This window comes from Streptomyces zhaozhouensis (genome assembly GCF_900230195.1).
GTDB classification, from domain to species: Bacteria; Actinomycetota; Actinomycetes; order Streptomycetales; family Streptomycetaceae; genus Streptomyces; species Streptomyces zhaozhouensis.
In genome coordinates, this window is record NZ_OCNE01000001.1 from 663,773 (window position 1) to 686,980 (window position 23,208).

The 23,208-nt window shown below is 71.3% G+C and carries 25 protein-coding genes; 6 read left to right on the forward strand and 19 right to left on the reverse strand.

What is annotated here, in order from left to right:
• Positions 1-150 precede the first annotated feature (150 nt).
• The 3 genes from CRP51_RS02955 to CRP51_RS02965 form a co-directional block, all read right to left on the reverse strand.
• Positions 151-444 carry an STAS domain-containing protein gene (locus CRP51_RS02955; RefSeq protein ID WP_097229444.1) on the reverse strand — a complete coding sequence of 98 codons (294 nt, stop codon included), beginning with the start codon at positions 442-444 and terminating at the stop codon, positions 151-153.
• A 304-nt stretch (positions 445-748) separates the two neighbouring features.
• Positions 749-1,597: a 3-hydroxyacyl-CoA dehydrogenase family protein gene (locus CRP51_RS02960; protein WP_097229322.1), complete on the reverse strand. Its 849-nt coding sequence runs from the start codon at positions 1,595-1,597 to the stop codon at positions 749-751.
• A gap of 114 nt (positions 1,598-1,711) precedes the next feature.
• Positions 1,712-2,437, reverse strand: coding sequence for a TetR/AcrR family transcriptional regulator (locus CRP51_RS02965; protein ID WP_097229323.1), 726 nt, complete (start codon positions 2,435-2,437; stop codon positions 1,712-1,714).
• Positions 2,438-2,518: 81 nt separating this feature from the next.
• Here CRP51_RS02965 and CRP51_RS02970 point away from each other — a divergent pair, with 81 nt between their 5' ends.
• From CRP51_RS02970 to CRP51_RS02980, 3 genes are all read left to right on the forward strand, one after another.
• The gene (locus CRP51_RS02970; RefSeq protein ID WP_097229324.1) at positions 2,519-3,301 is read left to right on the forward strand and encodes an ABC transporter ATP-binding protein; all 783 of its coding nucleotides are present in this window, start codon (positions 2,519-2,521) and stop codon (positions 3,299-3,301) included.
• A gap of 64 nt (positions 3,302-3,365) precedes the next feature.
• A complete protein-coding gene (locus CRP51_RS02975) occupies positions 3,366-4,121 on the forward strand; it encodes an ABC transporter permease (protein ID WP_097229325.1) in 756 nt (251 codons plus the stop codon).
• 22 nt (positions 4,122-4,143) lie between these two features.
• Positions 4,144-4,716, forward strand: coding sequence for a cob(I)yrinic acid a,c-diamide adenosyltransferase (locus CRP51_RS02980; protein ID WP_097229326.1), 573 nt, complete (start codon positions 4,144-4,146; stop codon positions 4,714-4,716).
• Positions 4,717-4,779: 63 nt separating this feature from the next.
• On the opposite strand, the gene CRP51_RS02985 is transcribed toward CRP51_RS02980, so the two are convergent.
• Positions 4,780-5,502 carry a hypothetical protein gene (locus CRP51_RS02985; protein ID WP_342748998.1) on the reverse strand — a complete coding sequence of 241 codons (723 nt, stop codon included), beginning with the start codon at positions 5,500-5,502 and terminating at the stop codon, positions 4,780-4,782.
• A gap of 170 nt (positions 5,503-5,672) precedes the next feature.
• Here CRP51_RS02985 and CRP51_RS02990 point away from each other — a divergent pair, with 170 nt between their 5' ends.
• The 3 genes from CRP51_RS02990 to CRP51_RS03000 all read left to right on the forward strand — a co-directional run bounded on the left by CRP51_RS02990 (position 5,673) and on the right by CRP51_RS03000 (position 9,122).
• Positions 5,673-6,893: a sensor histidine kinase gene (locus tag CRP51_RS02990; protein WP_097229327.1), complete on the forward strand. Its 1,221-nt coding sequence runs from the start codon at positions 5,673-5,675 to the stop codon at positions 6,891-6,893.
• A complete protein-coding gene (locus CRP51_RS02995) occupies positions 6,890-7,576 on the forward strand; it encodes a response regulator (protein WP_097229328.1) in 687 nt (228 codons plus the stop codon). Before CRP51_RS02990 ends, CRP51_RS02995 begins: the two co-directional genes overlap by 4 nt.
• A gap of 256 nt (positions 7,577-7,832) precedes the next feature.
• Complete coding sequence (locus CRP51_RS03000) at positions 7,833-9,122, forward strand: glycoside hydrolase family 18 protein (RefSeq protein WP_245880321.1); 1,290 nt, start codon at positions 7,833-7,835, stop codon at positions 9,120-9,122.
• A 429-nt stretch (positions 9,123-9,551) separates the two neighbouring features.
• On the opposite strand, the gene CRP51_RS03005 is transcribed toward CRP51_RS03000, so the two are convergent.
• The 15 genes from CRP51_RS03005 to prfA all read right to left on the reverse strand — a co-directional run bounded on the left by CRP51_RS03005 (position 9,552) and on the right by prfA (position 23,158).
• Entirely contained in the window at positions 9,552-9,998 is a 447-nt protein-coding gene (locus CRP51_RS03005; protein ID WP_097229330.1) for a DUF2550 domain-containing protein, read from the reverse strand.
• Between the two features lie 68 nt (positions 9,999-10,066).
• The gene (locus tag CRP51_RS03010; RefSeq protein ID WP_097229331.1) at positions 10,067-10,450 is read right to left on the reverse strand and encodes a F0F1 ATP synthase subunit epsilon; all 384 of its coding nucleotides are present in this window, start codon (positions 10,448-10,450) and stop codon (positions 10,067-10,069) included.
• A 221-nt stretch (positions 10,451-10,671) separates the two neighbouring features.
• Entirely contained in the window at positions 10,672-12,126 is a 1,455-nt protein-coding gene (atpD, locus tag CRP51_RS03015) for a F0F1 ATP synthase subunit beta (protein ID WP_097229332.1), read from the reverse strand.
• A 2-nt stretch (positions 12,127-12,128) separates the two neighbouring features.
• The gene (locus CRP51_RS03020; RefSeq protein ID WP_097229333.1) at positions 12,129-13,058 is read right to left on the reverse strand and encodes a F0F1 ATP synthase subunit gamma; all 930 of its coding nucleotides are present in this window, start codon (positions 13,056-13,058) and stop codon (positions 12,129-12,131) included.
• Positions 13,059-13,061: 3 nt separating this feature from the next.
• Positions 13,062-14,633 carry a F0F1 ATP synthase subunit alpha gene (atpA, locus tag CRP51_RS03025; RefSeq protein WP_097229334.1) on the reverse strand — a complete coding sequence of 524 codons (1,572 nt, stop codon included), beginning with the start codon at positions 14,631-14,633 and terminating at the stop codon, positions 13,062-13,064.
• A 100-nt stretch (positions 14,634-14,733) separates the two neighbouring features.
• Positions 14,734-15,558 (reverse strand): F0F1 ATP synthase subunit delta, encoded by an 825-nt coding sequence (locus tag CRP51_RS03030; RefSeq protein WP_097229335.1) that lies wholly within the window; start codon positions 15,556-15,558, stop codon positions 14,734-14,736.
• A complete protein-coding gene (locus tag CRP51_RS03035) occupies positions 15,555-16,106 on the reverse strand; it encodes a F0F1 ATP synthase subunit B (protein ID WP_097229336.1) in 552 nt (183 codons plus the stop codon). Before CRP51_RS03035 ends, CRP51_RS03030 begins: the two co-directional genes overlap by 4 nt.
• 37 nt (positions 16,107-16,143) lie before the next feature.
• Complete coding sequence (gene atpE, locus CRP51_RS03040) at positions 16,144-16,374, reverse strand: ATP synthase F0 subunit C (protein WP_097229337.1); 231 nt, start codon at positions 16,372-16,374, stop codon at positions 16,144-16,146.
• A 116-nt stretch (positions 16,375-16,490) separates the two neighbouring features.
• A complete protein-coding gene (gene atpB, locus CRP51_RS03045; RefSeq protein ID WP_097229338.1) occupies positions 16,491-17,300 on the reverse strand; it encodes a F0F1 ATP synthase subunit A in 810 nt (269 codons plus the stop codon).
• A gap of 226 nt (positions 17,301-17,526) precedes the next feature.
• On the reverse strand, positions 17,527-17,979 hold the full coding sequence (locus CRP51_RS03050; protein ID WP_097229339.1) for a Cg1360 family ATP-synthase-associated protein: 453 nt from the start codon (positions 17,977-17,979) through the stop codon (positions 17,527-17,529).
• Positions 17,980-18,194: 215 nt separating this feature from the next.
• A complete protein-coding gene (locus CRP51_RS03055) occupies positions 18,195-19,571 on the reverse strand; it encodes an MraY family glycosyltransferase (RefSeq protein ID WP_097229340.1) in 1,377 nt (458 codons plus the stop codon).
• Positions 19,572-19,746: 175 nt separating this feature from the next.
• Entirely contained in the window at positions 19,747-20,445 is a 699-nt protein-coding gene (locus CRP51_RS03060; RefSeq protein WP_097229341.1) for an arsenate reductase/protein-tyrosine-phosphatase family protein, read from the reverse strand.
• Positions 20,442-21,089, reverse strand: coding sequence for an L-threonylcarbamoyladenylate synthase (locus CRP51_RS03065; RefSeq protein ID WP_097229342.1), 648 nt, complete (start codon positions 21,087-21,089; stop codon positions 20,442-20,444). Before CRP51_RS03065 ends, CRP51_RS03060 begins: the two co-directional genes overlap by 4 nt.
• A gap of 34 nt (positions 21,090-21,123) precedes the next feature.
• The gene (gene prmC / locus CRP51_RS03070) at positions 21,124-21,963 is read right to left on the reverse strand and encodes a peptide chain release factor N(5)-glutamine methyltransferase (RefSeq protein WP_097229343.1); all 840 of its coding nucleotides are present in this window, start codon (positions 21,961-21,963) and stop codon (positions 21,124-21,126) included.
• Between the two features lie 124 nt (positions 21,964-22,087).
• A complete protein-coding gene (prfA, locus tag CRP51_RS03075) occupies positions 22,088-23,158 on the reverse strand; it encodes a peptide chain release factor 1 (RefSeq protein ID WP_097229344.1) in 1,071 nt (356 codons plus the stop codon).
• Between the last annotated feature and the right edge of the window lie 50 nt (positions 23,159-23,208).

Consider the following 23,208-nt stretch of genomic DNA (forward strand, 5'->3'; position numbering starts at 1 on the left):
CAGAACGAACCTCGGTACCGCTAATTCCGTGAGCACCGGCTCCGGTTGGCACCGCCGCGCCGGGCCCCGGCGCGGGGCGGCGCGGCACGGCGGCGTCCGCACGGGCCGCACGGGCCGCTCCCCGCCTCCCGCCGCCCGGAGGCGGGCCGTTCAGGAGGCGATGGTCAGGACCCGGTGCAACCGTGCGGCGACCAGAACCCGCCACATCCGGGGCGGCACGTCGCGCAGCACCAGCCGCCGGCCGGCGCGCCCGGCCCTGCGGTGGACGCCCATGATGACGCCGAGCCCGGTGGCGTCCCAGGCGTTCAACCCGGAGATGTCCAGCACCAGGTCGCCCTCGCCCGAGTCGACGGCGCGGTGCAGCGCGATCCTGGCGTCGGCCGCGCTGCGCACGTCGAGCCGGCCGCCGACGACCAGCGCGGCGGCGTCGCCGGTGATCCGCAGGCAGGGGCCCTCGGTCGAGGGGGCCGGGGGTTGGGAGAGCGCGGACAGGTGGGTGCGCGGCCTGGCGCGCCGGCGGTCCTCCGGGCCGCGCTGGCCCGCCCCGGGCGCGCCCGCCGAACTGGCTGTGCTGATGAGTGCGTTGATGGTGGCGATGGCTCTTCCGTCGCTCTTCGCTGTCGATGCGTGTGGGGGTGGTGGGACAACGGTGTCCCGGGGACGGCGTGGCCGGGGTACGGCGCGGCCGTCGCGGCGCCGGACGGCGGGTGGCAAGGCCGGCGCGGGGTGTGGCGGGCCGGGGCGGGGGTCAGTGGGGGTAGAAGCCCTGGCCGGTCTTGCGGCCGAGACTGCCGGCGTCGACCATCCGCCGCATGATCTCGGGCGGGGCGAACTTGCCGTCGGCAGACTCGCGGTGGATGTTCTCCGTGGCGTGCAGCAGCACGTCGACACCGGTGAGGTCGGCGGTGGCCAACGGGCCCATCGCGTGGCCGAAGCCCAGGCGGCAGGCGGTGTCGATGTCCTCGGCCGTGGCGACCCCGGACTCGTAGAGGCTGACGGCCTCCATGACGAGCGCGGTGATCAGCCGGGTGGTGACGAAGCCGGCGACATCGCGTTCGACCACGATGACGGTCTTGCCGGTCGACTCGGCGAAGTCCCGGGCGGTGGCCAGGGTCTGGTCGCTCGTCAGGTGACCGCGCACCAGCTCGCAGAGCGGCATCAGCGGCACCGGGGAGAAGAAGTGGGTGCCGACCACGCGGTCGGGACGTCCGGTGGCGGCGGCCAGCTTGGTGATGGGGATGGCCGAGGTGTTGGAGGCCAGCACGGCGTCGTCCTTGACCAGGCCGTCGAGGGTGCGCAGCAGCTCACGCTTGGTGTCGACGTCCTCGAAGACCGCCTCGACGACGAGGTCGGCGTCGGCGGCGGCGTCGAGGTCGGTGGTGGTGGTGATCCGGGCCAACGCGGCGTCGGCGTCGGCCTGTTCGACGCGTTCCTTCTCGACGAACTTGGCCAGTGAGGTCTCCACCGCTCGTCGTCCCCTGGCGAGCGCGTCCTCGGTGAGGTCGCGCAGCACCACGTCCCAGCCGGCCTGGGCGGCGACCTGGGCGATGCCGGAGCCCATCAGACCGGCACCAACGACGGCGAGCTTCCTGGCCACGAGTGATCTCCCTTGATACACGGCGACTCCGGGGAGACTAGACCCTAGCGGCCGGGGGCCGTTCGTGGGGGGAGAAGAGACACGCGTCACGACCGGCGGCGCGCGGACCGGCCGTCAACGGGCGGGGCGGCACGTGTCGCACGCGTCGTCGCCGGGCGCCTCCGCCCGCCGGCTCCCGTCCGGCCCGTCGCCCCCTTCCCGCCCGCCGAGGGGACGTCGGGCGAAGTCCCGCACCTCGGCGCTGAGCAGACGCTCGCTGATGTCCAGTCTCCGCAGCAGGTCCGCTCGCAGCTCCTCCACGTCGCGGCCGGCGCGGAAGGAACGGCGGACGGTCTGGTGCAGGTTGGCGTGGACGGCCATCAGCTGGGCGGCGACCAGCTCGGGGAGCGGGTCGCCCGGCTCGCGGCCGGTCTCCCGGGCGAGGGTGCGGCCGAGTTGGGCGGTCGTCTGGTGCTGCATCCTCATCAGCCGCGCCAGCAGCGAGTGGGAGCCGGTCACCACGGCGACGAACCGGTCGAACCCGTCGACCATGCCCAGGTTGACCGGCCGGCGGTCGATGTCCTCCCGCATCCCGCCGAGGATCGCCTCGGCGGCGGACTGGCCGGGTGCGCGGTCGCGCACCCGGGCCGAGGGGCGGTCGACGACCTCCTCCTCGCGGTCGAAGAAGAGGTCCTCCTTGGCCGGGAAGTAGTTGTAGACCGTGTTCACCGAGACCTCGGCGGCCTCGGCCACCTCGGCGACGGTGACCGCGTCGAAGCCGCGCTCCAGGAACAGTCCGGTGGCCACATCCGAGATGTGCTGTCTGGTCTGCCGCTTCTTGCGCTCCCTCAATCCGGTCATGGGGGGCATCGTAACGTTTCTTGACCAACTGAAAACTTGGGGCGATTGCATTTTTGTAGAGGGTCTGATTTTCTGGCGGCCATGACAGCGATCCTCAGCACCCACGACCTGGCGCTGACCTTCTCCACCAAGCGAGGGCCGGTCGAGGCCGTCCGCGGCATCGACCTGGCCGTCGAACAGGGCGAGATCCTGGGCTTCCTGGGCCCCAACGGCGCGGGCAAGAGCACCACCCTGCGGATGCTCACCACCCTGCTCGCGCCCACCCGGGGCACGGCGACCGTCGCCGGCCACGACCTGGCGACCCAGCCCCGCGCGGTGCGGCGGAAGATCGGCTATGTCGCCCAGTCCGGCGGGCTCGACCCGCAGGAGCGGGTCCGCTCCGAGCTGGTGCTCCAGGGCCGTTTCTACCGCCTCAGCCGCGCCGAGGCCGAGGCCAGGGCCGAGGAGCTCGCCGTCGACCTCGACCTCACCGAGCTCCTCGACCGCACCTGCGCCGAGCTCTCCGGCGGCCAACGCCGCCGGCTGGACATCGCCATGGCCCTCACCCACCGGCCGGCCCTGCTCTTCCTGGACGAGCCCACCACAGGACTCGACCCCGGGAGCCGCGCCGACCTGTGGGAGCTGGTGCGCCGCATCCGCGACGAGGGCACCACCATCTTCCTCACCACCCACTACCTCGACGAGGCGGACGCCCTCGCCGACCGGCTGGTGATCGTCGACCACGGCGAGGTCGTCGCCGAGGGCACCCCGGCCGCGCTCAAGGAGCGCTACGGCGGCTCGCCGGAGGCGACCCTCCAGGACACGTTCATCGCCATCACCGGCCACGGCCCGCGCCGCGAGGAGCCCGCGCCCCTGACCGTGTGACACCCGGCGCGACGCCACCGCCCCGCACGGCCCGATCCCAGCCCGCCGAAAGGCTCAGCCCACCATGCCCACCGTGCTCGCCGACTCCCTCCTCGTCTTCGAACGCTACGCGCGCCAGACGCTCCGCTCGCGGATCACCCTGATCTTCGGACTGATGCAGCCGATGCTCTTCCTCGGCTTCTTCGGGCCTCTCCTCCAGGACGTCCCGCTGGGCCGCGAGGGCGACTCCTGGCAGATCCTCGTCCCCGGACTGCTGGTGCAACTCGCCCTGTTCAGCTCCTCGTTCGCCGGCTTCGGCATCCTCATCGAGAAGCAGCACGGCATCGTGGAGCGGATGCGGGTCACCCCCGTCAGCCGCACCGCGCTGCTCCTGGGCAGAACGCTGCGCGACGTCGCCCTGCTGCTGGTCCAGTCGGTGATCCTCGTGCTCGCCGGGGTCGCCTTCGGCCTGCGGGCGCCTCTGCTCGGCGTGCTGATCGGCTTCGTCCTCGTGGCCGTCCTCGCCGCCTCCCTCGCGTCGCTGTCCTACGCCTTCGCGATGCGGGTGAACACCCCCCAGGAGTTCGCCCCCGTGATCAACTCCATCAACCTGCCCGCGATGCTCCTCTCCGGCATCCTGCTGCCGATGGCGCTCGCCCCCACCTGGCTGGACGTGATCTCACACCTCATCCCCTTCCGCTATCTCGTGGACGGCGTCCGCGCCGCCTTCGTCGGCGACTACGGCGACAGCGCGCTCGCCGTCGGCGCCCTCGCGGCCCTCCTGCTCTCGGCCGCCTCCCTCACCCTCGGCACCCGGCTCTTCCGCAGGGCCGGCGCCTGACCCCGCCCAGTAGGCTCCCGGCATGGTCAACCTCACCCGGATCTACACCCGTACCGGAGACAGCGGCACCACCGCCCTGGGCGACATGAGCCGGACCTCCAAGACCGACTCACGGATCTCCGCCTACGCCGACGCCAACGAGGCCAACGCGGTCATCGGCACCGCCCTGGCGCTGGGCCGACTCCCCGAGGATGTCGCGACCGTCCTGGTGCGCGTACAGAACGACCTCTTCGACGTCGGCGCCGACCTGAGCACCCCGGTCGTGGAGAACCCCGAGCACCCGCCCCTGCGCGTCGAACAGAGCTATGTCGACCGTCTGGAGGCGGACTGCGACCACTTCCTCGCCTCGCTGGAGAAGCTCCGCAGCTTCATCCTCCCCGGCGGCACCCCCGGCGCGGCCCTGCTCCACCAGGCCTGCACGGTGGTCCGCCGGGCGGAACGCTCCACCTGGGCCGCCCTGGAGGAGCACGGCGAGACCATGAACCCGCTGACGGCCACCTACCTCAACCGGCTCTCCGACCTGCTCTTCATCCTCGCCAGGACCGCCAACAAGGAGACCGGCGACGTGCTCTGGGTCCCCGGCGAGAACCGCTGACGCCGAGCCGCTGACCGCCGCCCCCGCCCGGGGCCGCCGGAAGGTCCCGCGGCCGGGCGCGGCTCAGCTCCCGCGCTCCGCGTCCGACCGGCGCCACACCCCGGGCGGGGTACCGCCGTCCGGGGACCCGCCGAAGCCCGTGTGCCCGTCAGGGCTCCCCGGCCGCCGACCCTCCTCCGGGGCCCGCCACACCACCGCCCGCGGCCCGCCACCCGCCGGCGGCACAGAACCGGGCGCCTCCGGCGCCTCACCGCCCTTGGCCCGCCTGGGCCAGAGCGTGTACGACAGGGCGATCACGGCGTGGATGCCGAGCACCCGCAGCGCGCTCCACTGCACCGCGGCCATGCCCTCGTCGGTCTCCGGCCCTGATATGTACCACCGCAGCAGCTGCGCGACGGCCACCGCTATCAGCACCGAGACCAGCGTCAGGCGCCACAGCCGCCACTCGTGCCGCGCCCTGGCCGCGCCGTACCGCGGCGGCTTCGCCGGCTTCGGCGCCCCGCCGACGCGGTGCGCCGCGTGGCCGTCGGCCCAGCGGACGAGGTAGTGCCCCCAGCCGACCGTGAACCCCAGGTACAGCACGGCCAGGCTGTGCCCCGTGCTCATCTCGCCGCCGCCCCGCAGGTCGATCGCCGTCGCCGTCAACAACAGCACGTCGATCAGCGGAACGCCGAGCAGCAGCGCCCCGCCCAGCCGCCGCATCCGCAGCAGGTAGCGCGCCCCCAGGCCGGCGGCCAGCACCAGCCAGAAGGCCACCTCGGCCGCGAGGATCAGGCCCACCATCATCGCCCCACACCCCCCTCGGACTCTCCGGTCAGACGTTCCCCTCAAGAGTCGCCCACCCATCCCCCACCGCACGTCACCCTCAGTGACGATTCCCTGACCGGCGCCTGCATCCTTCGATGTAGATCCGACGACGGTCCCGCCGGACCCCCCGCCCGTGCTCGAATGTCCCCATGGCACGACTGTCCCGACCGGCCCGACCGCACCGCGACGATCTGCTGATCGCGCTGGCCGGCCTCGTCACGGGGCTGGTCGCCATCGCCTTCGACCTCTACACCTTCAACCCGCACCAGACCGCCGCGGCCCTGCGTCTCCCCGCCCTGCTGGTGATCACCGCCGCCGAGGTGCTGCGCCGCGTCATGCCGAGGACGGCGCTGGCCGGCGCCGGGCTCGCCCTGGTGGCCGACGCCTTCACCGGCGGCTCGCTGCCGGTGCTCGTCATGTTCACCGACGTGGTCTACGCGGCGGTGCTCTACGGCCCCGCCCGCTTCGGCCGCTCCGTCGTCTCCGGCACCACGATGCTCAGCGCCGCCGGCGCCGTCGCCCTCGTCGCCTGGCTGCGCCAGCCGGAGGCGCTGGTCCTCGGCGCCGGCCTGGCGGGCATCTCCGCGGCTCCCGCCTGGACGGGGCTGCTGCTGCGCGAGCACCGGGACGTCGCGGCGGCGGAGCGGCTGCGCGCCGAGCAGACGGCGCTCCTCGCCGAGATCGACAGGGCGCAGGCGGTGACGGCGGAACGGGCCAGGATGGCCAGGGAGTTGCACGACATCGTCGCCAACCACCTGTCGGCCATCGCCATCCACTCCACCGCCGCTCTCTCCCTCAACAAGCCGGAGACCAGCGCCGAGGCGCTGGCCGTCATCCGGGAGAACAGCACCCAGGGCCTCACCGAGATGCGCCGGCTCATCGGCCTGCTGCGCGAGGAGGACTCCGAGCAGCGCCCCCCGGAGGCCAACCCGACGCTCGACGGCCTGGACGTGCTGCTGGACCGCGCCGCCAGGGGCGACGCCTCGGGCGAGCTCAGCTTCGTCAGCCGGGACGAGCGCGACGCCGCCCTGCGGCTGCCGGCCCCCGTCGAGCTGGCCGCCTACCGCATCGTCCAGGAGTCCCTGACCAACGCGGTCAAGCACGCCGCCCCCGGTCTGGTCGAGGTCCACCTCGGCCACCGGGACGAGCGCCTGACGGTGACCGTCACCAGCCCCTACCGCACCGACGCCACCTCCCGCGCCCCCGGCTCCGGCGCCGGCCTGGTGGGGATGGCGGAGCGGGTCGAGCTGCTGCACGGCAGCTTCGACGCCGGCCCGGTCACCGAGCCCGCCGGGCCGCGGACCTGGCGGGTCGCCGCCGAGCTCCCCCTCTCCGAACTCTCCGAACTCCCGGAAGGACACCACGCATGACGATCCGGGTGCTGGTCGCCGACGACCAGGCGGCCGTGCGCCAGGGGCTGGTGCTGATCCTGCGCAGCGTCGACGACATCGAGGTGGTCGGGGAGGCGGCGGACGGCGAGGCCGCGGTCGCCCTCGCCGCCGAGCTGCGCCCCGACCTGGTGCTGATGGACATCCAGATGCCCCGGCTCGACGGCGTCTCCGCCACCCGGCTGATCGTCGAGCGGCGGCTCGCCGAGGTGCTGGTGCTGACCACGTTCGACTTCGACGAGTACGTCTTCGGCGCCCTGCGCGCCGGCGCCGGCGGCTTCCTGCTCAAGGACAGCGACACGGCCACGTTGATCACCGCCGTCCGCACGGTGGCCGCGGGCGAGGGGCTGATCGCCCCGGCGGTGACGCGCCGACTGATCGCGGAGTTCGCGAGAAACACTCCGGGGCCGCCGGCGCCCGCCCCCTCCCCCGCCGCCGGGCGGCTGGCCGAGCTGACCCCGCGCGAGCGCCAGGTGCTGGCCCAGGTCGGCGCCGGCCTGTCCAACGCGCAGATCGCCGCACGCCTCTCCATGGCCGAGGCCACGGTGAAGACCCATGTCAGCCGGATGCTGGGGAAGCTGGCCCTGACCAACCGGGTGCAGGCGGCGGTCCTCGCCCAGGAGTTGGGCCTCCAGGACACCCCCCGCCCGGACACGCACCGCTGACCGGCCCTCGGAAGAAGACCGACCGCCCCACGGCGCCGGCCGTCGACCGCCGCGATCGCCAACCCGCCTTTGGTACAGACCTATTGACCCGTGGTCCAGACCACTCTACTCTCACGGGCACACGCCGAGCACGCCCTTGAGAGAACACCGTCAGTCCCCCTGGCGGCCCCACGCCCCCGGAGGTCACTGACCACCGCGTGCTCCCCGTGGAGACGAAGTCACCCCCACCGTCTCTTCTCCGACATCGGGAGTCTCCTTGAGATCATCCACCACCGTCGAGCAGCGCCGGCCGCGTCGGATGCGCCGGCTCATCACCGTTCTCGCCGCCCTCGCGATCCCGGCCGGCGGCCTGGTCGCCCTCACCTCCACCGCCGGGGCCGAAGAACCGGCGTCCCCCGAGATCGTCGCCTCCGAGCCCAGCGCGGCCGGCGACGTCCGCCTCGGCTACTTCACCGAGTGGGGCGTCTACGACCGGAACTACCACGTCAAGAACATCGTGGACTCCGGCTCCGCCGACCAGATCACGCACATCAACTACGGCTTCGGCAACGTCGTCGGCGGCGAGTGCACGGTCGGCGACTCCTACGCCGCCTACGACCGCGCCTACACCGCCGAGGAGAGCGTCAGCGGCGAGGCCGACACCTGGGAGGACGGCGCCCTCCGCGGCAACTTCAACCAGCTGCGGCAGCTCAAGGAGCAGTACCCGGACATCAAGGTGCTGTGGTCCTTCGGTGGCTGGACCTGGTCGGACGGCTTCACCGAGGCCATGCAGAACCCCGAGGCGTTCGCCCAGTCCTGCTACGACCTGGTCAACGACCCGCGCTGGGAAGGCGTCTTCGACGGCATCGACCTGGACTGGGAGTACCCCAACGCCTGCGGTCTGACCTGTGACGAGTCCGGTCCCGAGATCTTCGGCGACATGATGAGCACGTTCCGCGACGCCTTCGGCGACCAGCTCGTCACCGCCGCGATCACCGCCGACGCCTCCGACGGCGGCAAGATAGCCGCCGCCGACTACGCCTACGGCGCCGAGTACGCGGACTATCTCGCCGTGATGACCTACGACTTCTTCGGCGCCTTCGACGCGGACGGGCCCACGGCCCCCCACTCGCCGCTGACCAGCTACGACGGCATCCCGCAGGAGGGCTTCACCAGCGAGGACGCCATCGCCGCGCTCCAGGCCCAGGGCGTGCCCTCGGAGAAGCTGCTGTTGGGCGTCGGCTTCTACGGCCGCGGCTGGACCGGTGTCTCCCAGGCCGAGCCCGGCGGCAGCGCCACCGGACCCGCGCCCGGCACCTACGAGGACGGCATCGAGGACTACAAGGTGCTCGCCGAGTCCTGCCCGCCCTCCGGCACCGTCGCCGGCACCGCCTACGCCCACTGCGGCCAGAACTGGTGGAGCTACGACACCCCCGAGACCATCACCGAGAAGATGGCCTGGGCCAACGAGCAGGGTCTCGGCGGAGCCTTCTTCTGGGAGTTCTCCGGCGACACCTCCGACGGCGCCCTGCTGGACGCCATCGACAGCGGCCTCAGCGCCGCCTGACCCCAGCGAGGGACAGCTCAGCGAGGGACACCCCGGCGGGGTGGTACCGGCGGCCGCCGGTACCACCCCGCCGTTCGCTGTGCTCGGGAGGCCGTGTTCGGAAGGCTGCGCTCGGAAGCAGGACGCCGGGGCACGAGGGCCGTGGAGCGGACGGCGGCCCGGGAAAGCGGGTGCCCCGAAGCCGTGCCCCCGTGTCCCCGTGTCCCCGTGTCCCCGAGCACAGTCCCTCGAACGCCGTCCCCGCGAACGCCGTTACTCGAACACCGGGCCACCCGAAGGCCATGCCTCGAACGCAGTGCCCTCGAACGCGAAAGAGACCCGTCGCCACGGGTCCCGGAAGAAGAAGAGAGCGAAAGCGGCACGAGAGCGAAGCCACCCGCCGGACGGCGCCGTTCTCTCTGGGGCCTGTCAGGGTCTGTCAGGGGCCTCTCAGGCCACGTTGACCCGCTGCCCCGGCGGGGCCGCCTCCAGCCAGGCGAGGAAGCCGGTCAACGCGTCCTCGCTCATCGCGAGCTCGACGTCGAGGCCGTCCTGCCGACAGCTGAGCACCACCGCCCCCGGCAGCAACGCCAACTCCTCGTCACCCGCCGGCAGTCGGCGCTCCCGCACCTCGATGCGCTCCCGATGCAGCGCCTGCCGGGGACGCGGCGCGTAGGAGAAGACCCGGAACCACTCGACCCGGTCCCCGTTGTAGCGGGCGACTCCGTACCGCCAGCCCTTTCCCGGCGAGGTGCCGGACGGCGGCGGGGTGAAGCGGGCGCTACAGTCAAAAGTGCCGCCGGAGCGTTGGATCACCCGGCGGCGCAGCCCGAAGGCGAAGAGTCCGATCACCAACAACAACAGGATCGCGCCCAGCACGGTCAAGGCGAGGACCATCTCGACCGACCTCCTCGCCTCGTGCGTCCGTCCCGGCTCTCACCCGGGCGCGATCGCTCCGTCTTCTCTCAGCGCTCCGCCGCCGCGGCCTGCAAGCGGACCGAGGCCCGACGCTCGGCCTCGACGTCCTCGTCAGCCTTCGCCTGCTCCAGTGAGCGCTCGGCCCGCTGGACATCGATCTCGTCCGCCAGCTCCGCCACCTCGGCGAGCAGCGACAGCTTACCGTCCGTGTAGGACAGGAAGCCTCCGTGAACGGCGACGACCACCGTCCCCTCGCCGGTCGCCCCGGTGGTGCGGATGGTCACCGGGCCCGAACGCAACACGCCGAGCACCGGCTGGTGGCCCGGCATGATGCCGATGTCGCCGGCGGTGGTGCGCGCGATCACCAGGCTGGCCTCGCCGGACCAGACCTTGCGGTCGGCGGCGACCAGCTCGACGTGCAGCTCAGCCACGATGGCTCCTGTTCACCTGGATCTTCACCTGGAATATCCCTGAATGGTCACTGGCTTGGTCTCCGGGGCCGTCGGGAAGTCCCCCGACGGGTCCCGGTCGAAGAATAGGCTCCGGTCCCGAACACCCGTGGGACGGGGGTCCGTCCCACGGGTGACCATGCTCGGGCCGGGCCGACGGGCCGCGCCGCGCGGCCGGCGAACCGGTGCGCGACGCGTCGCCGTCAGTTGACGCCCAGCTGCTTGGCCTTGGCCTTCAGGTCGTCCAGACCACCGCACATGAAGAACGCCTGCTCCGGGAAGTGGTCGAAGTCGCCGTCCGCGATGGCGTTGAACGCCGCGATGGACTCGTCCAGCGGAACGTCCGAGCCGTCCATGCCGGTGAACTGCTTCGCCGCGTGGGTGTTCTGCGACAGGAAGCGCTCGATCCGACGCGCGCGGCTGACGACCAGCTTGTCCTCCTCGCCCAGCTCGTCGATGCCGAGAATGGCGATGATGTCCTGGAGGTCCTTGTACTTCTGGAGGATCCCCTTGACCCGCGAGGCGCACTGGTAGTGGTCCTGCGAGATGTACCGCGGGTCCAGGATGCGGGAGGTGGAGTCCAGCGGGTCGACCGCCGGGTAGATGCCCTTCTCCGAGATGGGCCGGGAGAGCACCGTGGTCGCGTCGAGGTGGGCGAACGTGGTCGCCGGCGCCGGGTCGGTGAGGTCGTCCGCGGGCACGTAGATCGCCTGCATCGAGGTGATCGAGTGGCCACGGGTCGAGGTGATGCGCTCCTGGAGCACACCCATCTCGTCGGCCAGGTTGGGCTGGTAGCCCACCGCGGACGGCATCCGGCCCAGCAGGGTGGAGACCTCGGAACCGGCCTGGGTGAAGCGGAAGATGTTGTCGATGAAGAACAGCACGTCCTGCTTCTGCACATCGCGGAAGTACTCCGCCATGGTCAGACCGGTCAGCGCCACCCGCAGGCGGGTGCCCGGGGGCTCGTCCATCTGGCCGAAGACGAGGGCGGTCTGCGGCAGCACGCCGGACTCCGCCATCTCCTCGATCAGGTCGTTGCCCTCACGGGTGCGCTCACCCACGCCGGCGAAGACGGAGACGCCCTCGTGCAGCTTCGCCACACGCATGATCATCTCCTGGATGAGGACCGTCTTGCCGACGCCCGCACCACCGAACAGACCGATCTTGCCGCCCTTGACGTACGGGGTCAGCAGGTCGATGACCTTCAGGCCGGTCTCGAACATCTCGGTCTTCGACTCAAGCTGGTCGAAGGCCGGGGCCTTGCGGTGGATCTCCCAGCGCTCGGTGATCTCCGACTCGGCCTCGGGCTCGTTGAGGATGCGGCCCAGGGTGTTGAAGACCCGGCCCTTGGTGACGTCGCCGACGGGCACCGAGATGCCGGCGCCGGAGTTGGTCACCACGGCCTGACGGACGAGGCCGTCGTTGGGCTCCAGGGCGATCGTGCGCACCAGGCCCTCGCCCAGGTGCTGCGCGACCTCCAGGGTCAGCGTCTTGGTCTCGCCGTCGTTGGCCGGGTCCGCGATGTCCACGGTCAGCGCGTTGTAGATGTCGGGCATCGCGTCGACGGGGAACTCCACGTCGACGACCGGGCCGCGAACCTGCGCGACCCGCCCGGTCGGCAGGTCCTGCTTGGGGGCCGCCTCAGCAGCAGTAGTCATGGTTAGCGTTCACTTCCCGCGGTCGCGTCGGCCAAGGCGCTGGAGCCACCGACGATCTCAGAGATTTCCTGGGTGATATCGGCCTGGCGGGCCGCGTTGGCAAGTCGCGTCAGCGACTTGATCAAGTCCTCGGCGTTGTCCGTCGCCGACTTCATCGCCCGCCGGGTCGCGGCGTGCTTGGAGGCGGCCGACTGGAGCAGGGCGTTGTAGACGCGGCTCTCCACATAGCGCGGAAGCAGCGCGTCCAACACCTGCTCGGGCGAGGGCTCGAAGTCGTAGAGCGGGTGCGTCTGCTCACCCTGCTGGAAGACCTCGGCCGAGTCCTCGGCGCTCTTCTCCAGCCGCAGCGGCAGCATCCGACGCTCGACCGGGGTCTGCGTCATCATCGACACGAACTCGGTGAACGCGATGTGCAGCTCGTCCACCCCGCCCTCGTCGGTGTCCCGCCCGATCGCCTCGATCAGCGGAGCGGCCACCTCCTTGGCGTCGGCGTAGGTCGGGTTGTCCGTGAACCCCGTCCAGGACCGCTTCACCGAGCGCTCCCGGAAGGCGTAGTAGGAGACGCCCTTGCGACCCACGATGTAGGTGTCCACCTTCTTCCCCTCAGCGGTCAGCTGACTGGTCAGGTGTTCACCCGCCTTGATGGCGTTGCTGGAGTAGGCGCCCGCGAGGCCGCGGTCGCTGGTGATGATCAGCACCGCGGCCCGCCGAGGCCGAGCGGCCTCTGTGGTCAACGGGTGCCTGACGTCGGCTCCCTCGGCCACCGCCGTGACGGCGGAGGTGAGTTCGTCGGCGTAGGGCGTCGAGGCGGCCACCTTCCGCTGGGCCTTGACGATCCGCGAGGCGGCGATCATCTCCATCGCCCGCGTGATCTTCTTGGTCGCGGTGACCGACTTGATGCGCCGCTTGTATACGCGCAGCGAGGCAGCCATGGATCAGTCCTCGCCCAGCAGCTTGCCGTCCGCGGTCTCGAACTGCTGCTTGAACTGGACAACCGCGTTCCGGATGGCCTCGACGGTGTCGTCGGACATCTTCCCGCCCTCGCGGATGCTGGTCATCAGGTCCTTGCGCTCCCGACCGAGGTGGTCGAGCAGTTCGCGCTCGAAGCGGCGGATGTCGCCCACCGGGATGTCGTCCATCAGGCCGTTGGTGCCGGCCCAGATGGAGACGACCTGGTTCTCGGTGGGGAACGGGCTGTACTGCTCCTGCTTCAGCAGCTCGACCATCCGTCGACCGCGCTCCAGCTGGGTCTTGGAGGTGGCGTCCAGGTCGGAACCGAAGGCGGCGAACGCCTCCAGCTCGCGGAACTGGGCCAGGTCGACACGGAGCGAGCCGGTGATCTGCCGGATCGCCTTGTGCTGCGCGGAGCCACCCACACGGGAGACCGAGATACCCACGTTCAGCGCCGGCCGCTGGCCCGCGTTGAAGAGGTCCGACTCCAGGAAGCACTGACCGTCGGTGATCGAGATCACGTTGGTCGGGATGAACGCGGAGACGTCGTTGGCCTTGGTCTCGACGATCGGCAGGCCCGTCATCGAGCCGGCGCCCATGTCGTCGGAGAGCTTGGCGCAGCGCTCCAGCAGCCGGGAGTGCAGGTAGAAGACGTCGCCCGGGTACGCCTCGCGGCCCGGCGGGCGGCGCAGCAGCAGGGAGACGGCGCGGTAGGCGTCGGCCTGCTTGGACAGGTCGTCGAAGATGATCAGCACGTGCTTGCTGTCGTACATCCAGTGCTGGCCGATGGCAGAACCGGTGTACGGCGCGATGTACTTGAAGCCCGCCGGGTCGGAGGCCGGGGCCGCCACGATGGTGGTGTACTCCAGCGCGCCGGCCTCCTCCAGGGCGCCGCGCACGGACGCGATGGTGGAGCCCTTCTGGCCGACCGCGACGTAGACGCAGCGGACCTGCTTCTCCGGGTCGCCGGAGCGCCAGTTGTCGCGCTGGTTGATGATCGTGTCGATGGCCAGCGCGGTCTTGCCGGTCTGCCGGTCGCCGATGATCAGCTGACGCTGACCGCGGCCGATCGGCGTCATGGTGTCGACCGCCTTGTAGCCGGTCTCCATCGGCTCGTGCACCGACTTGCGCTGCATGACGGAGGGAGCCTGGAGCTCCAGGGCACGCCGCCCCACCGTCTCGATCTCGCCCAGCCCGTCGATCGGGTTCCCCAGCGGGTCGACGACCCGGCCGAGGTAGCCGTCGCCGACCCCGACGGAGAGCACCTCGCCGGTGCGGCGCACCGACTGGCCCTCCTCGATGCCGCTGAACTCACCGAGGACGACGACGCCGATCTCGCGCTCCTCGAGGTTGAGGGCGAGACCGAGGGTGCCGTCCTCGAACTCCAGCAGCTCGTTCACCATGGCCGAGGGCAGTCCCTCGACCTTCGCGATGCCGTCACCGGCAACGCTGACCGTCCCGACCTCTTCCCGCGAGGCCGCGTCCGGCGTGTACGACTGGACGAAGTTCTCCAGTGCGTCCCGGATCTCATCCGGCCGGATCGTGAGCTCCGCCATCTGGGTTCCCTGCTCTCCTTGTTGGGCCCGTAAGTTCTTCCGCTACGGCCCAACCCGGGCCGCTGGTCCTGCTTGTTGAGTTGGTGTGCGCGGCGCGCGATCAGCCCGCCATGCGGCGGGTGACCTCGTCCAGCCGGTCGCTGATCGTGCCGTGGATGACGTCGTCCCCGATCCGGACCGAGATCCCGCCGAGGACCGAGGGGTCCACGTCGAGGTTCAGCTGGACCTTCCGGCCGTAGATACGGCCGAGGGCGGCGCCCAGACGGTCCCGCTGCGCGTCACTGAGCGGCACCGCCGAGGTGACCTGGGCGACCGAGCGGTCGCGCCGGGCCGCGGCCAGCACGCTGAGCGCGTCGAGCCCACTGTCCAGGCTACGTCCCCGCGGATATTCCACGAGGCGGACGACCAGGCGGAGCGTGGCCTCGCGCGCCCGGCCGCCCAGCAGCCGGCGAACCAGCTCGGTCTGGGCGGCGACGGCACGCTCGCCACGGTCCTTGCCGCTGAGCGCGGCACGCAGCTCGGGCGAGGTGGCGACGATCCGGCTGAACCGGAACAGCTCGTCCTCCACCGAGTCCAGGCTGCCGTCCCGCTCGGCGACGATCAGGTCGGCGATGTCGGCCAGCTCCTCGACCGCGTCCACCAGGTCACGCGAAGCGGACCAGCGGGAGCGGACCATGCCCGAGACCAGGTCGACGGCCTCGCCGCCCACCTGTCCCGAGAGCAGCCTGCCCACAAGCTCCGCCTTGGCCTCGCCGGCCTGCGCCGGGTCGGTCAGCACCCGGCGCAGCGAGACCTCGCGGTCCAGCAGGACGGTGACGGCGGCCAGTTCGCCGGCCAGCGCGGCGACATCGACGCCGGTGCTGTCGGCCAACGTGTCCAACCGCTCCCGCGCGGCGTCCAGCGCCTCGCGGCTCGCTCCCATCATCGGGTGGCCTCGGTTCCCGCCTGGGCCTTGGCCTCCAGCTCGTCGAGGAAGCGGTCGATGGTCCGGCTCTGCCGGGCGTGGTCCTCAAGGGACTCCCCGACCAGCCGGCCCGCCAGCTCGACGGCCAGCTTGCCGACATCCTGGCGAAGCGTCTCGGCCGCCTGCTTGCGGTCGGCCTCGATCTGGGTGTGGCCGGCCGCGATGATCTCCTCGCGCTGGCGCTGACCCTCCTCGCGCATCTCGGCGATGAGCGAGGCGCCCTGCTCCTTGGCCTCCTGACGGAGCCTGGCCGCCTCGTGACGGGCCTCGGCGAGCTGCTCCTTGTAGCTTTCGAGCGTCTGCCGCGCCTCGGCCTGGGTCGCCTCGGCCTTCTCCATGCCACCTTCGATGGCTTCCCGCCGCTCATCAAGCGCCTTGTTGATGGCCGGCAGGAGCTTCTTGTAGAAGACGAAGAAGATGATTCCGAAGCAGATCAGCCCGATGACGATCTCAGGCACCACCGGCACCACAGGGCTCTGCGGTTCCTCCGCGGCCAGTTGCATCAGCATGGTGGACCCTTCCTCGGTAGTGGCTTGAGTGCTTGCGTCAGCCGCCGAGGGCGAAGGCGAGCACGAAGCCCATCAGCGCCAGGGCCTCGACGACGGCGAAGCCGAGCAGCATGTTCTGCCGGATGACACCGGTGGCCTCGGGCTGACGGGCGATGGCCTGGACACCGTTACCGAAGATGATGCCGATACCGACACCGGGGCCGATGGCCGCGAGGCCGAAGCCGATGGTGTTGACGCTGCCTTCAACTGCGGCGAGAGCTGCGGACATGTCCGTTGTTTCCTTCTCTGTGGTGACCCGGTGGGGGAATGTCCACCGGAGTGCGTTGCGGATCTTGGGGGCATCGGGCGCCGCTCACGGGTGACCGGCTCGCCCTGGGGCCTCTCTCAGTGCGCCTCTTCGAGGGCCTGGGAGATGTAGGAAGCGGTCAGCACCGTGAAGACGTATGCCTGGAGCGCCTGGATGAACATCTCGAAGACCGTGAGCAGCAGCGTCATGATCAGCGAGGTGGCCGAGTAGAACGTACCGACGACGGTACCCATCGTGTACCAGGTGCCGATGATGAAGACCAGCAGCAGCAGGTGTCCCGCGAACATGTTCGCGAAGAGCCGGACGGTCAGCGTCAGCGGCCGGATGAAGACCGCGGAGATGAACTCGATGGGCGTGAGGATCACGTAGATCCCCTTGGGCAGCCCGCTGGGGACGCAGAGGTTGCGAATGCCGCCGACCAGGCCGTTGTTCTTGAACGTCAGGTACATGTAGGTGCACCAGACGATCAGCGCGAGGGCCGCGGGATAGGCGATGATCGAGGTCGCCGGGAACTGGGCGAACGGGATGATCGCCCAGATGTTCATGATCCAGACGAAGAAGAACAGCGAGACCAGCAGTGGGACGTAGGGCTCGCCCTTCTTGCCGATGGTCTCCTTGGCGATGCCCCGGCGCACGAAGTCGTAGAGGACCTCGGCGAGCAGCTGGAGCTTCCCCGGCACGACCTTCGGCTTGGCGAAGGCGGCCCAGAAGAACCCGATGATGATGAAGGTGCTCAGGAACACCAGCGCCATCGGCTTGTTGACCTCGAACGAACCGATGGTGAACAGCGGTTCGAAGATGAACGACCACTCGGACGGTGCGGGGAAGCCACAGTCGTCGAAGAGATGGCAGTCGGTCTCGAAGGCGAGCACCTGGTCATTACTCACCGCGAGACTCCCTCGGCGTGACGCATGGATACGGCTACCTCGATGTGTCGGCGTGGCGGCATACCACGGAGCGGCACTGGACTAGGTGTGACGGAGGGAAGGCCGGTCCGCGCTCGCGGAGCTGTCCCCGGCACCGCGCGCGCCGCCTGTGAGCCGCCCTCCGGCGACGGACGATAGCAGCACGGAGGGGCGGCGATTATGCAGCCCCCCGGCTCACCGTGGCTGGTCATGCCGGACCGCCCGGCGTGACGGCGGACCGCTCGGCGTCGGCGGCCTCGGGCTTCCGGTCCACCTCGACGTACAGGGTCTTGACCCGGAGGTGGCCGCGGACCTGCCCGGCCAACCAGACGGCGGCGCCCACCAGGACGCCGATGGCGAAGGCCTGCCCGTCAAGGAAGTCCGCGTCCCTCAGCAACAGCAGCAGCACGAGCAACAGGCCCATCTGCGTGGTGTAGATCAGGAAGGCGGCGCCGAAGAACAGGTCGGGCCAGCGCTGGCCCACGTGGTTGAGCGACAGCAGCCCGATACCGAAGAAGGCGGCCGCGACGAACACGCCGAACGCGACCCCGCCGGCCCCCCGCCCCCCGGCCACGAACGCGGCGACCACGGTGGCCAGGACACCTACCGTGGCAGTGGGAAGCGCGGCGCCGCGGATGATCCGGGCGTCGTTGGACTGCATGGAAGTGTTCTCCGACGGGCTTGGGGACTGTCGTCGTTGACGAGCGGTTTCGCACCCGGCCGTTGGGCCTCCATGCCGGGTTTCGTGAACGCTATCACAAACTTTTTGATGAGGTCTTTACTCGAACGTGTGCAGGACCTCACACCGTTGGGAGTATGCCCGGCGCGTCCGAACGCCGCGACGGCGGGGTCCTGCTAAGGGCTCGGCGGCCGACGTCAGGAGTGGGTGTCGATCTTGCGGCGGGGCGCGAAGCGCTGGCGGCTGCCGACCGCCGTCGCCCCGTGCGGCCCGGACGGCGTGCGCGCCTGGCCCGCCGGCTCCGCCTGGTCCGCGGGCGACTTCTCCGCCCCGCCGGAGACCGGCTCCGCCGCCGCGGACGCGGGCCCGGCGGACGCGGCCTCCCCCGAGGAGGCCGCCTCGCGCCGCGCCCGGTACCGGTACCGCGGCGGGACGATCCGCTCCGCCCAGGCGGGTGCCCTCGGCGTGAACCGGGGCAGCAGCAACGCCACCAGCCCCACCCCGGAGAGCACCACCACCAGCGGCACCACCCACGCGTTGGCGCCCACCGAGTACCCCACCGCGCCGAACGCCACCAGCGCCGACCAGAAGTACATGATCAGCACCGCGCGGCTCTGCGAGTGCCCGATCTCCAGCAGCCGGTGGTGCAGGTGCCCCCGGTCGGCGGCGAACGGCGAGCGGCCGTTCCACGTCCGCCTGACGATCGCCAGCACCAGGTCCAGGAAGGGCAGCACGATGATCGTCAGCGGCAGCAGCAGCGGCATGTAGACCGGGACCGTCTCGGTCACCGCGTTCCGCTCCGAGCCGCTGAAGAGGCGCATGGCGTCCGGGTCGACCTGCCCCGTCACCGACACCGCGCCGGCCGCCAGCACCAGGCCCAGCAGCATCGAACCCGAGTCGCCCATGAAGATCCGCGCCGGATGGACGTTGTGCGGCAGGAAGCCGAGACACATCCCGATCAGCACGGCGGAGAAGAGCGTGGCCGGCGCCGCTGCCTCGATGCCGTAGCCGTACCAGATCCGGTACGTGTACAGGAAGAACGCCAGGGCCGCGACGCACACCATGCCGGCGGCGAGACCGTCGAGCCCGTCGACGAAGTTGACCGCGTTGATGGTGATCACCACGATCGCCACCGTCAGCAGCGTGCCCTGCATCGGGGTCAGCGCGACCATGCCGACGCCGGGGACCGGCAGCCACAGGATCGTCAGCCCCTGGAGCACCATCACACCGGCGGCGATCATCTGGAGCCCCAGCTTGACCAGGGCGTCCACCCCGTACTTGTCGTCCAGGACGCCGACCACCCAGATCAGCGCGGCGCCCGAGAGCAGCGCCCTGGGCTCGTCCGAGAGGCGGAACACCTGGCCGACGTTGGTGAGTTGGGAGGCGACCAGCAGCCCGGCGCAGAGCCCGCCGAACATCGCGATGCCGCCCAGTCTCGGGGTCGGCTCCCGGTGCACGTCCCGCGCCCTGATCGGGGGCATGGCGCCCCAGGCGATCGCGAACTTCCGCACCGGCCCGGTCAGCAGGTAGGTGACGGCCGCCGCGACGCAGAGCGTCAAGAGGTATTCGCGCACAAGCTGCCCCAGAGATCTCGCTGGACTACCGCGCAACACCCTCTCATGTCCGCACCTCCGTCAAGCGCCCCCCGAGACTACGCCCGCCCACGTCAAACCCGCGTAAGCACACGGCGAATCGGACCTCCACGACCAAGCCACGCCTTTCGCTCCGCACACCGGACCCGGGGAGCACTCAGCGCGTCCCCACGCGGCCCTCGGGCGTCGACACCCCGGTCAACGCCGTGACCACCGGGTCGAGGGCCGTCCTGATCTCCTCGCCGACGCTGCGGAAGTAGGGCAGCGGAGCGCCGTACGGGTCCTGCACCTCGTCCGCCTCCACGCTCGGCGCCAGCAGCCAGCCGCGCAGCGCCGCCGCCGCCCGCGCCAGCGCCCTGGCGCGCACCACCAGCGCCTCGGGCGAGGCGGCGACCGGCAGGGTCGCCAGGTCGATCGCCCGCACCAGCCGGGTGAACTCCTTGAGCGTGAACGTGCGCAGCCCGGCCGAGTGCCCCATCGAGATCACCTGCGCGCGGTGGTCCCGGGTCGCGGTCAGCACCAGGTCAGCCCTTATCACGTGCTCGTCGAGCAGCTCACGGCCGAAGAAGCCGCCCGGGTCGGCCCCGTACTCCGCGAGCAGCTCGGCGGCGTGCTCCTCCATGGGCGCGCCCTCGTGGCCCCAGGTGCCGGCCGACTCCACCACCACGCTCCTGGCGCCCTCGCCGAGCCGCTCGACCAGCGCCTGCCGGGTGAGACGTTCGGTGATCGGGGAACGGCACACGTTCCCCGTGCTGACGTGCAGGATGCGGAACACCGGCGTCCCCAGGGCCGGTTCGGCGAAGGCGCGTGGCGCGGCTATGCCCGGGTCGGGAGGGCCCTCAGCGGACGCCGTCAATGCGCGGACTCCAGATCGGGTACGACCTTGCGCAGCTCCTCCTCGCTCACCGCCCCGGCGCGCAACAGCACCGGCACCTCTCCGGTGACGTCGACGATGGAGGACGGCACGTTGTCCGGCGTCGCGCCGCCGTCGAGGTAGACGGCCACCGAGTCGGCGAGCATCTCCCTGGCCTCGTCGCAGGTGCTCGGCGCGGTACGGCCGGTGAGGTTGGCGCTGGAGACGGCCATCGGGCCGACGTCCTTGAGGAGTTCGAGCGCGACGGGGTGCAGCGGCATCCGCACGGCGACGGTGCCGCGGGTCTCCCCCAGGTCCCAGTTGAGCGACGGCTGGTGGCGCGCGACGAGCGTGAGGGCGCCCGGCCAGAAGGCGTCGACCAGCTCCCAGGCCAGCTCCGAGAAGTCCGTCACCAGCCCGTGCAGCACCGTCGGCGAGCCGACCAGCACCGGCGAGGGCACGCCGCGACCGCGCCCCTTGGCGGCCAGCAGGTCGGCCACCGCCTCGGCGTTGAAGGCGTCGGCGCCGACGCCGTAGACCGTGTCGGTCGGCAGGACCACCAGGTCGCCCCGGCGCACGGCGGAGGCCGCCTCGCGCAGCCCGTGCCCGCGGTCGACCTCGTCCGCGCAGTCGTAACGCCGTGCCATCACACTTGCTCCTCTCGCGGTGCGCGACCGCAGGTCATCGGGCCACCCGCCGCGCGGTGGCGAACCGCGGGCGGTTGTTGAGGTCCGGGTGGTCGGCCGCGTCGGCCCAGCCACGGTCCTCGGTGAAGATCCACGGGACCTGCCCGCCCTGGGTGTCGGCGTGCTCCACGACCATCATCCCGCCGGGCCGCAGCAGCCGGCGTGCCGCCCGTTCGAGCCCCCGGATGGTGTCCAGCCCGTCCTCGCCGGAGAACAGCGCCAGCTCCGGGTCGTGGTCCCGCGCCTCGGGCGCCACGTGCTCCCACTCGCCGAGCGGGATGTAGGGCGGGTTGGAGATCACCAGGTCGACCTGGCCGGTCAGCTCGGGCAGCGCCTCCCGGGCGTCGCCGTGGTGGAGCACCACCCTGCTGCCCTCGACGTTTCTGCGGGCCCAGACCAGCGCGCGTTCGTCCAGTTCGACGGCGTGCACCCGGGAACGCGGCACCTCCTGCGCCAGGGCCAGCGCGATCGCGCCCGAGCCCGTGCAGAGGTCGACGATCAGCGGCTCGGCCACGTCCATCGCGCGGACCGCGTCTATCGCCCAGCCGACCACCGACTCCGTCTCCGGCCTGGGCACGAAGACGCCCGGGCCCACCTGGAGTTCGAGGTAGCGGAAGAACGCGCGGCCGGTGATGTGCTGGAGCGGCTCCCGCGCCTCCCGGCGGGCCACCGCCTCCCAGTAGCGGGCGTCGAACTCGGCGTCGGCGACCGAGTGCAGCCGCGACCGCTCCGTGCCGTGCACGTGCGCCGCGAGCTCCTCGGCGTCGAACCGCGGCGAGGGCACGCCGGCGTCCGCGAGTCGCTGCGTCGCCCTGGCCACCTCGGCCAGCAGCACGGAGCGTCCGCCGGCCGGGGGCTGCGGGCCGCCCGCCGGCGCGGGGGCCGACGCCCCGGACTCGGAAGCCCCGGCCCCGGAACCGGAGGAACCGAAAGAAGCAGTCACATCGCCCACCCTACGTTCACTGCGCGGCGGCCAGCTTGGCCGCCGAGTCGGCGTCCACGCAGGCCTGGATCACCGCGTCCAGCTCGCCGTCGAGCACGCGGTCGAGGTTATACGCCTTGTAACCCACCCGGTGGTCGGAGATCCGGTTCTCCGGGTAGTTGTAGGTCCGTACCCGCTCCGAACGGTCCACGGTCCGCACCTGGCTGCGGCGCGCGTCGGACGCCTCGCGGTCGGCCTCCTCCTGGGCGGCGGCGAGCAGCCGGGCGCGCAGGATGCGCAGCGCCTGCTCCTTGTTCTGGAGCTGGCTCTTCTCGTTCTGGCAGGAGACCACGATGCCGGTCGGCAGGTGGGTGAGGCGGACGGCGGAGTCCGTGGTGTTCACCGACTGCCCGCCGGGCCCCGAGGAGCGGTAGACGTCGACCCGCAGGTCGTTCTGGTTGATCTCCACGTCGACGTCCTCGGCCTCGGGCAGCACCAGCACGCCGGCCGCCGAGGTGTGGATGCGGCCCTGCGACTCGGTCGCCGGCACGCGCTGCACGCGGTGCACCCCGCCCTCGTACTTCAGCCGGGCCCACACGCCCTGTCCCGGCTCGGGGGTGCCCTTCGCCTTCACCGCGACCGAGACGTCCTTGTAGCCGCCGAGGTCAGACTCGTTGCCGTCGATCAACTCCGTCTGCCAGCCGACGCGTTCGGCGTAGCGCAGATACATCCGCAGCAGGTCGCCGGCGAACAGCGCGGACTCGTCGCCGCCCTCGCCCGCCTTGATCTCCAGGATGACGTCCTTGTCGTCACTCGGGTCGCGGGGCACGAGCAGCAACCGCAGCTCGTCGGTCAGCTCCTCCCTGCGGGCCGAGAGGCTCTTCAGCTCGGCGGCGAACTCCGGGTCCTCGGCCGCGAGTTCGCGGGCGGTCTCGATGTCCTCGCCGGTCGCCAGCCACTGCCGGTAGCTGCGGACGATCGGGGTCAGCTCGGCGTAGCGCCGGCCGTAGCGGCGGACGGCCGCCTGGTCCGCGTGGACCGAGGGGTCGGCGAGCCGTCGTTCGAGGTCGGCGTGCTCGCCGATCAGTTCCTCGACCGCCTCGAACATGGTGGGTCGCTCCTGGAGTGTGGGACCGGGGGTGGGGACGCGAAAGGCGC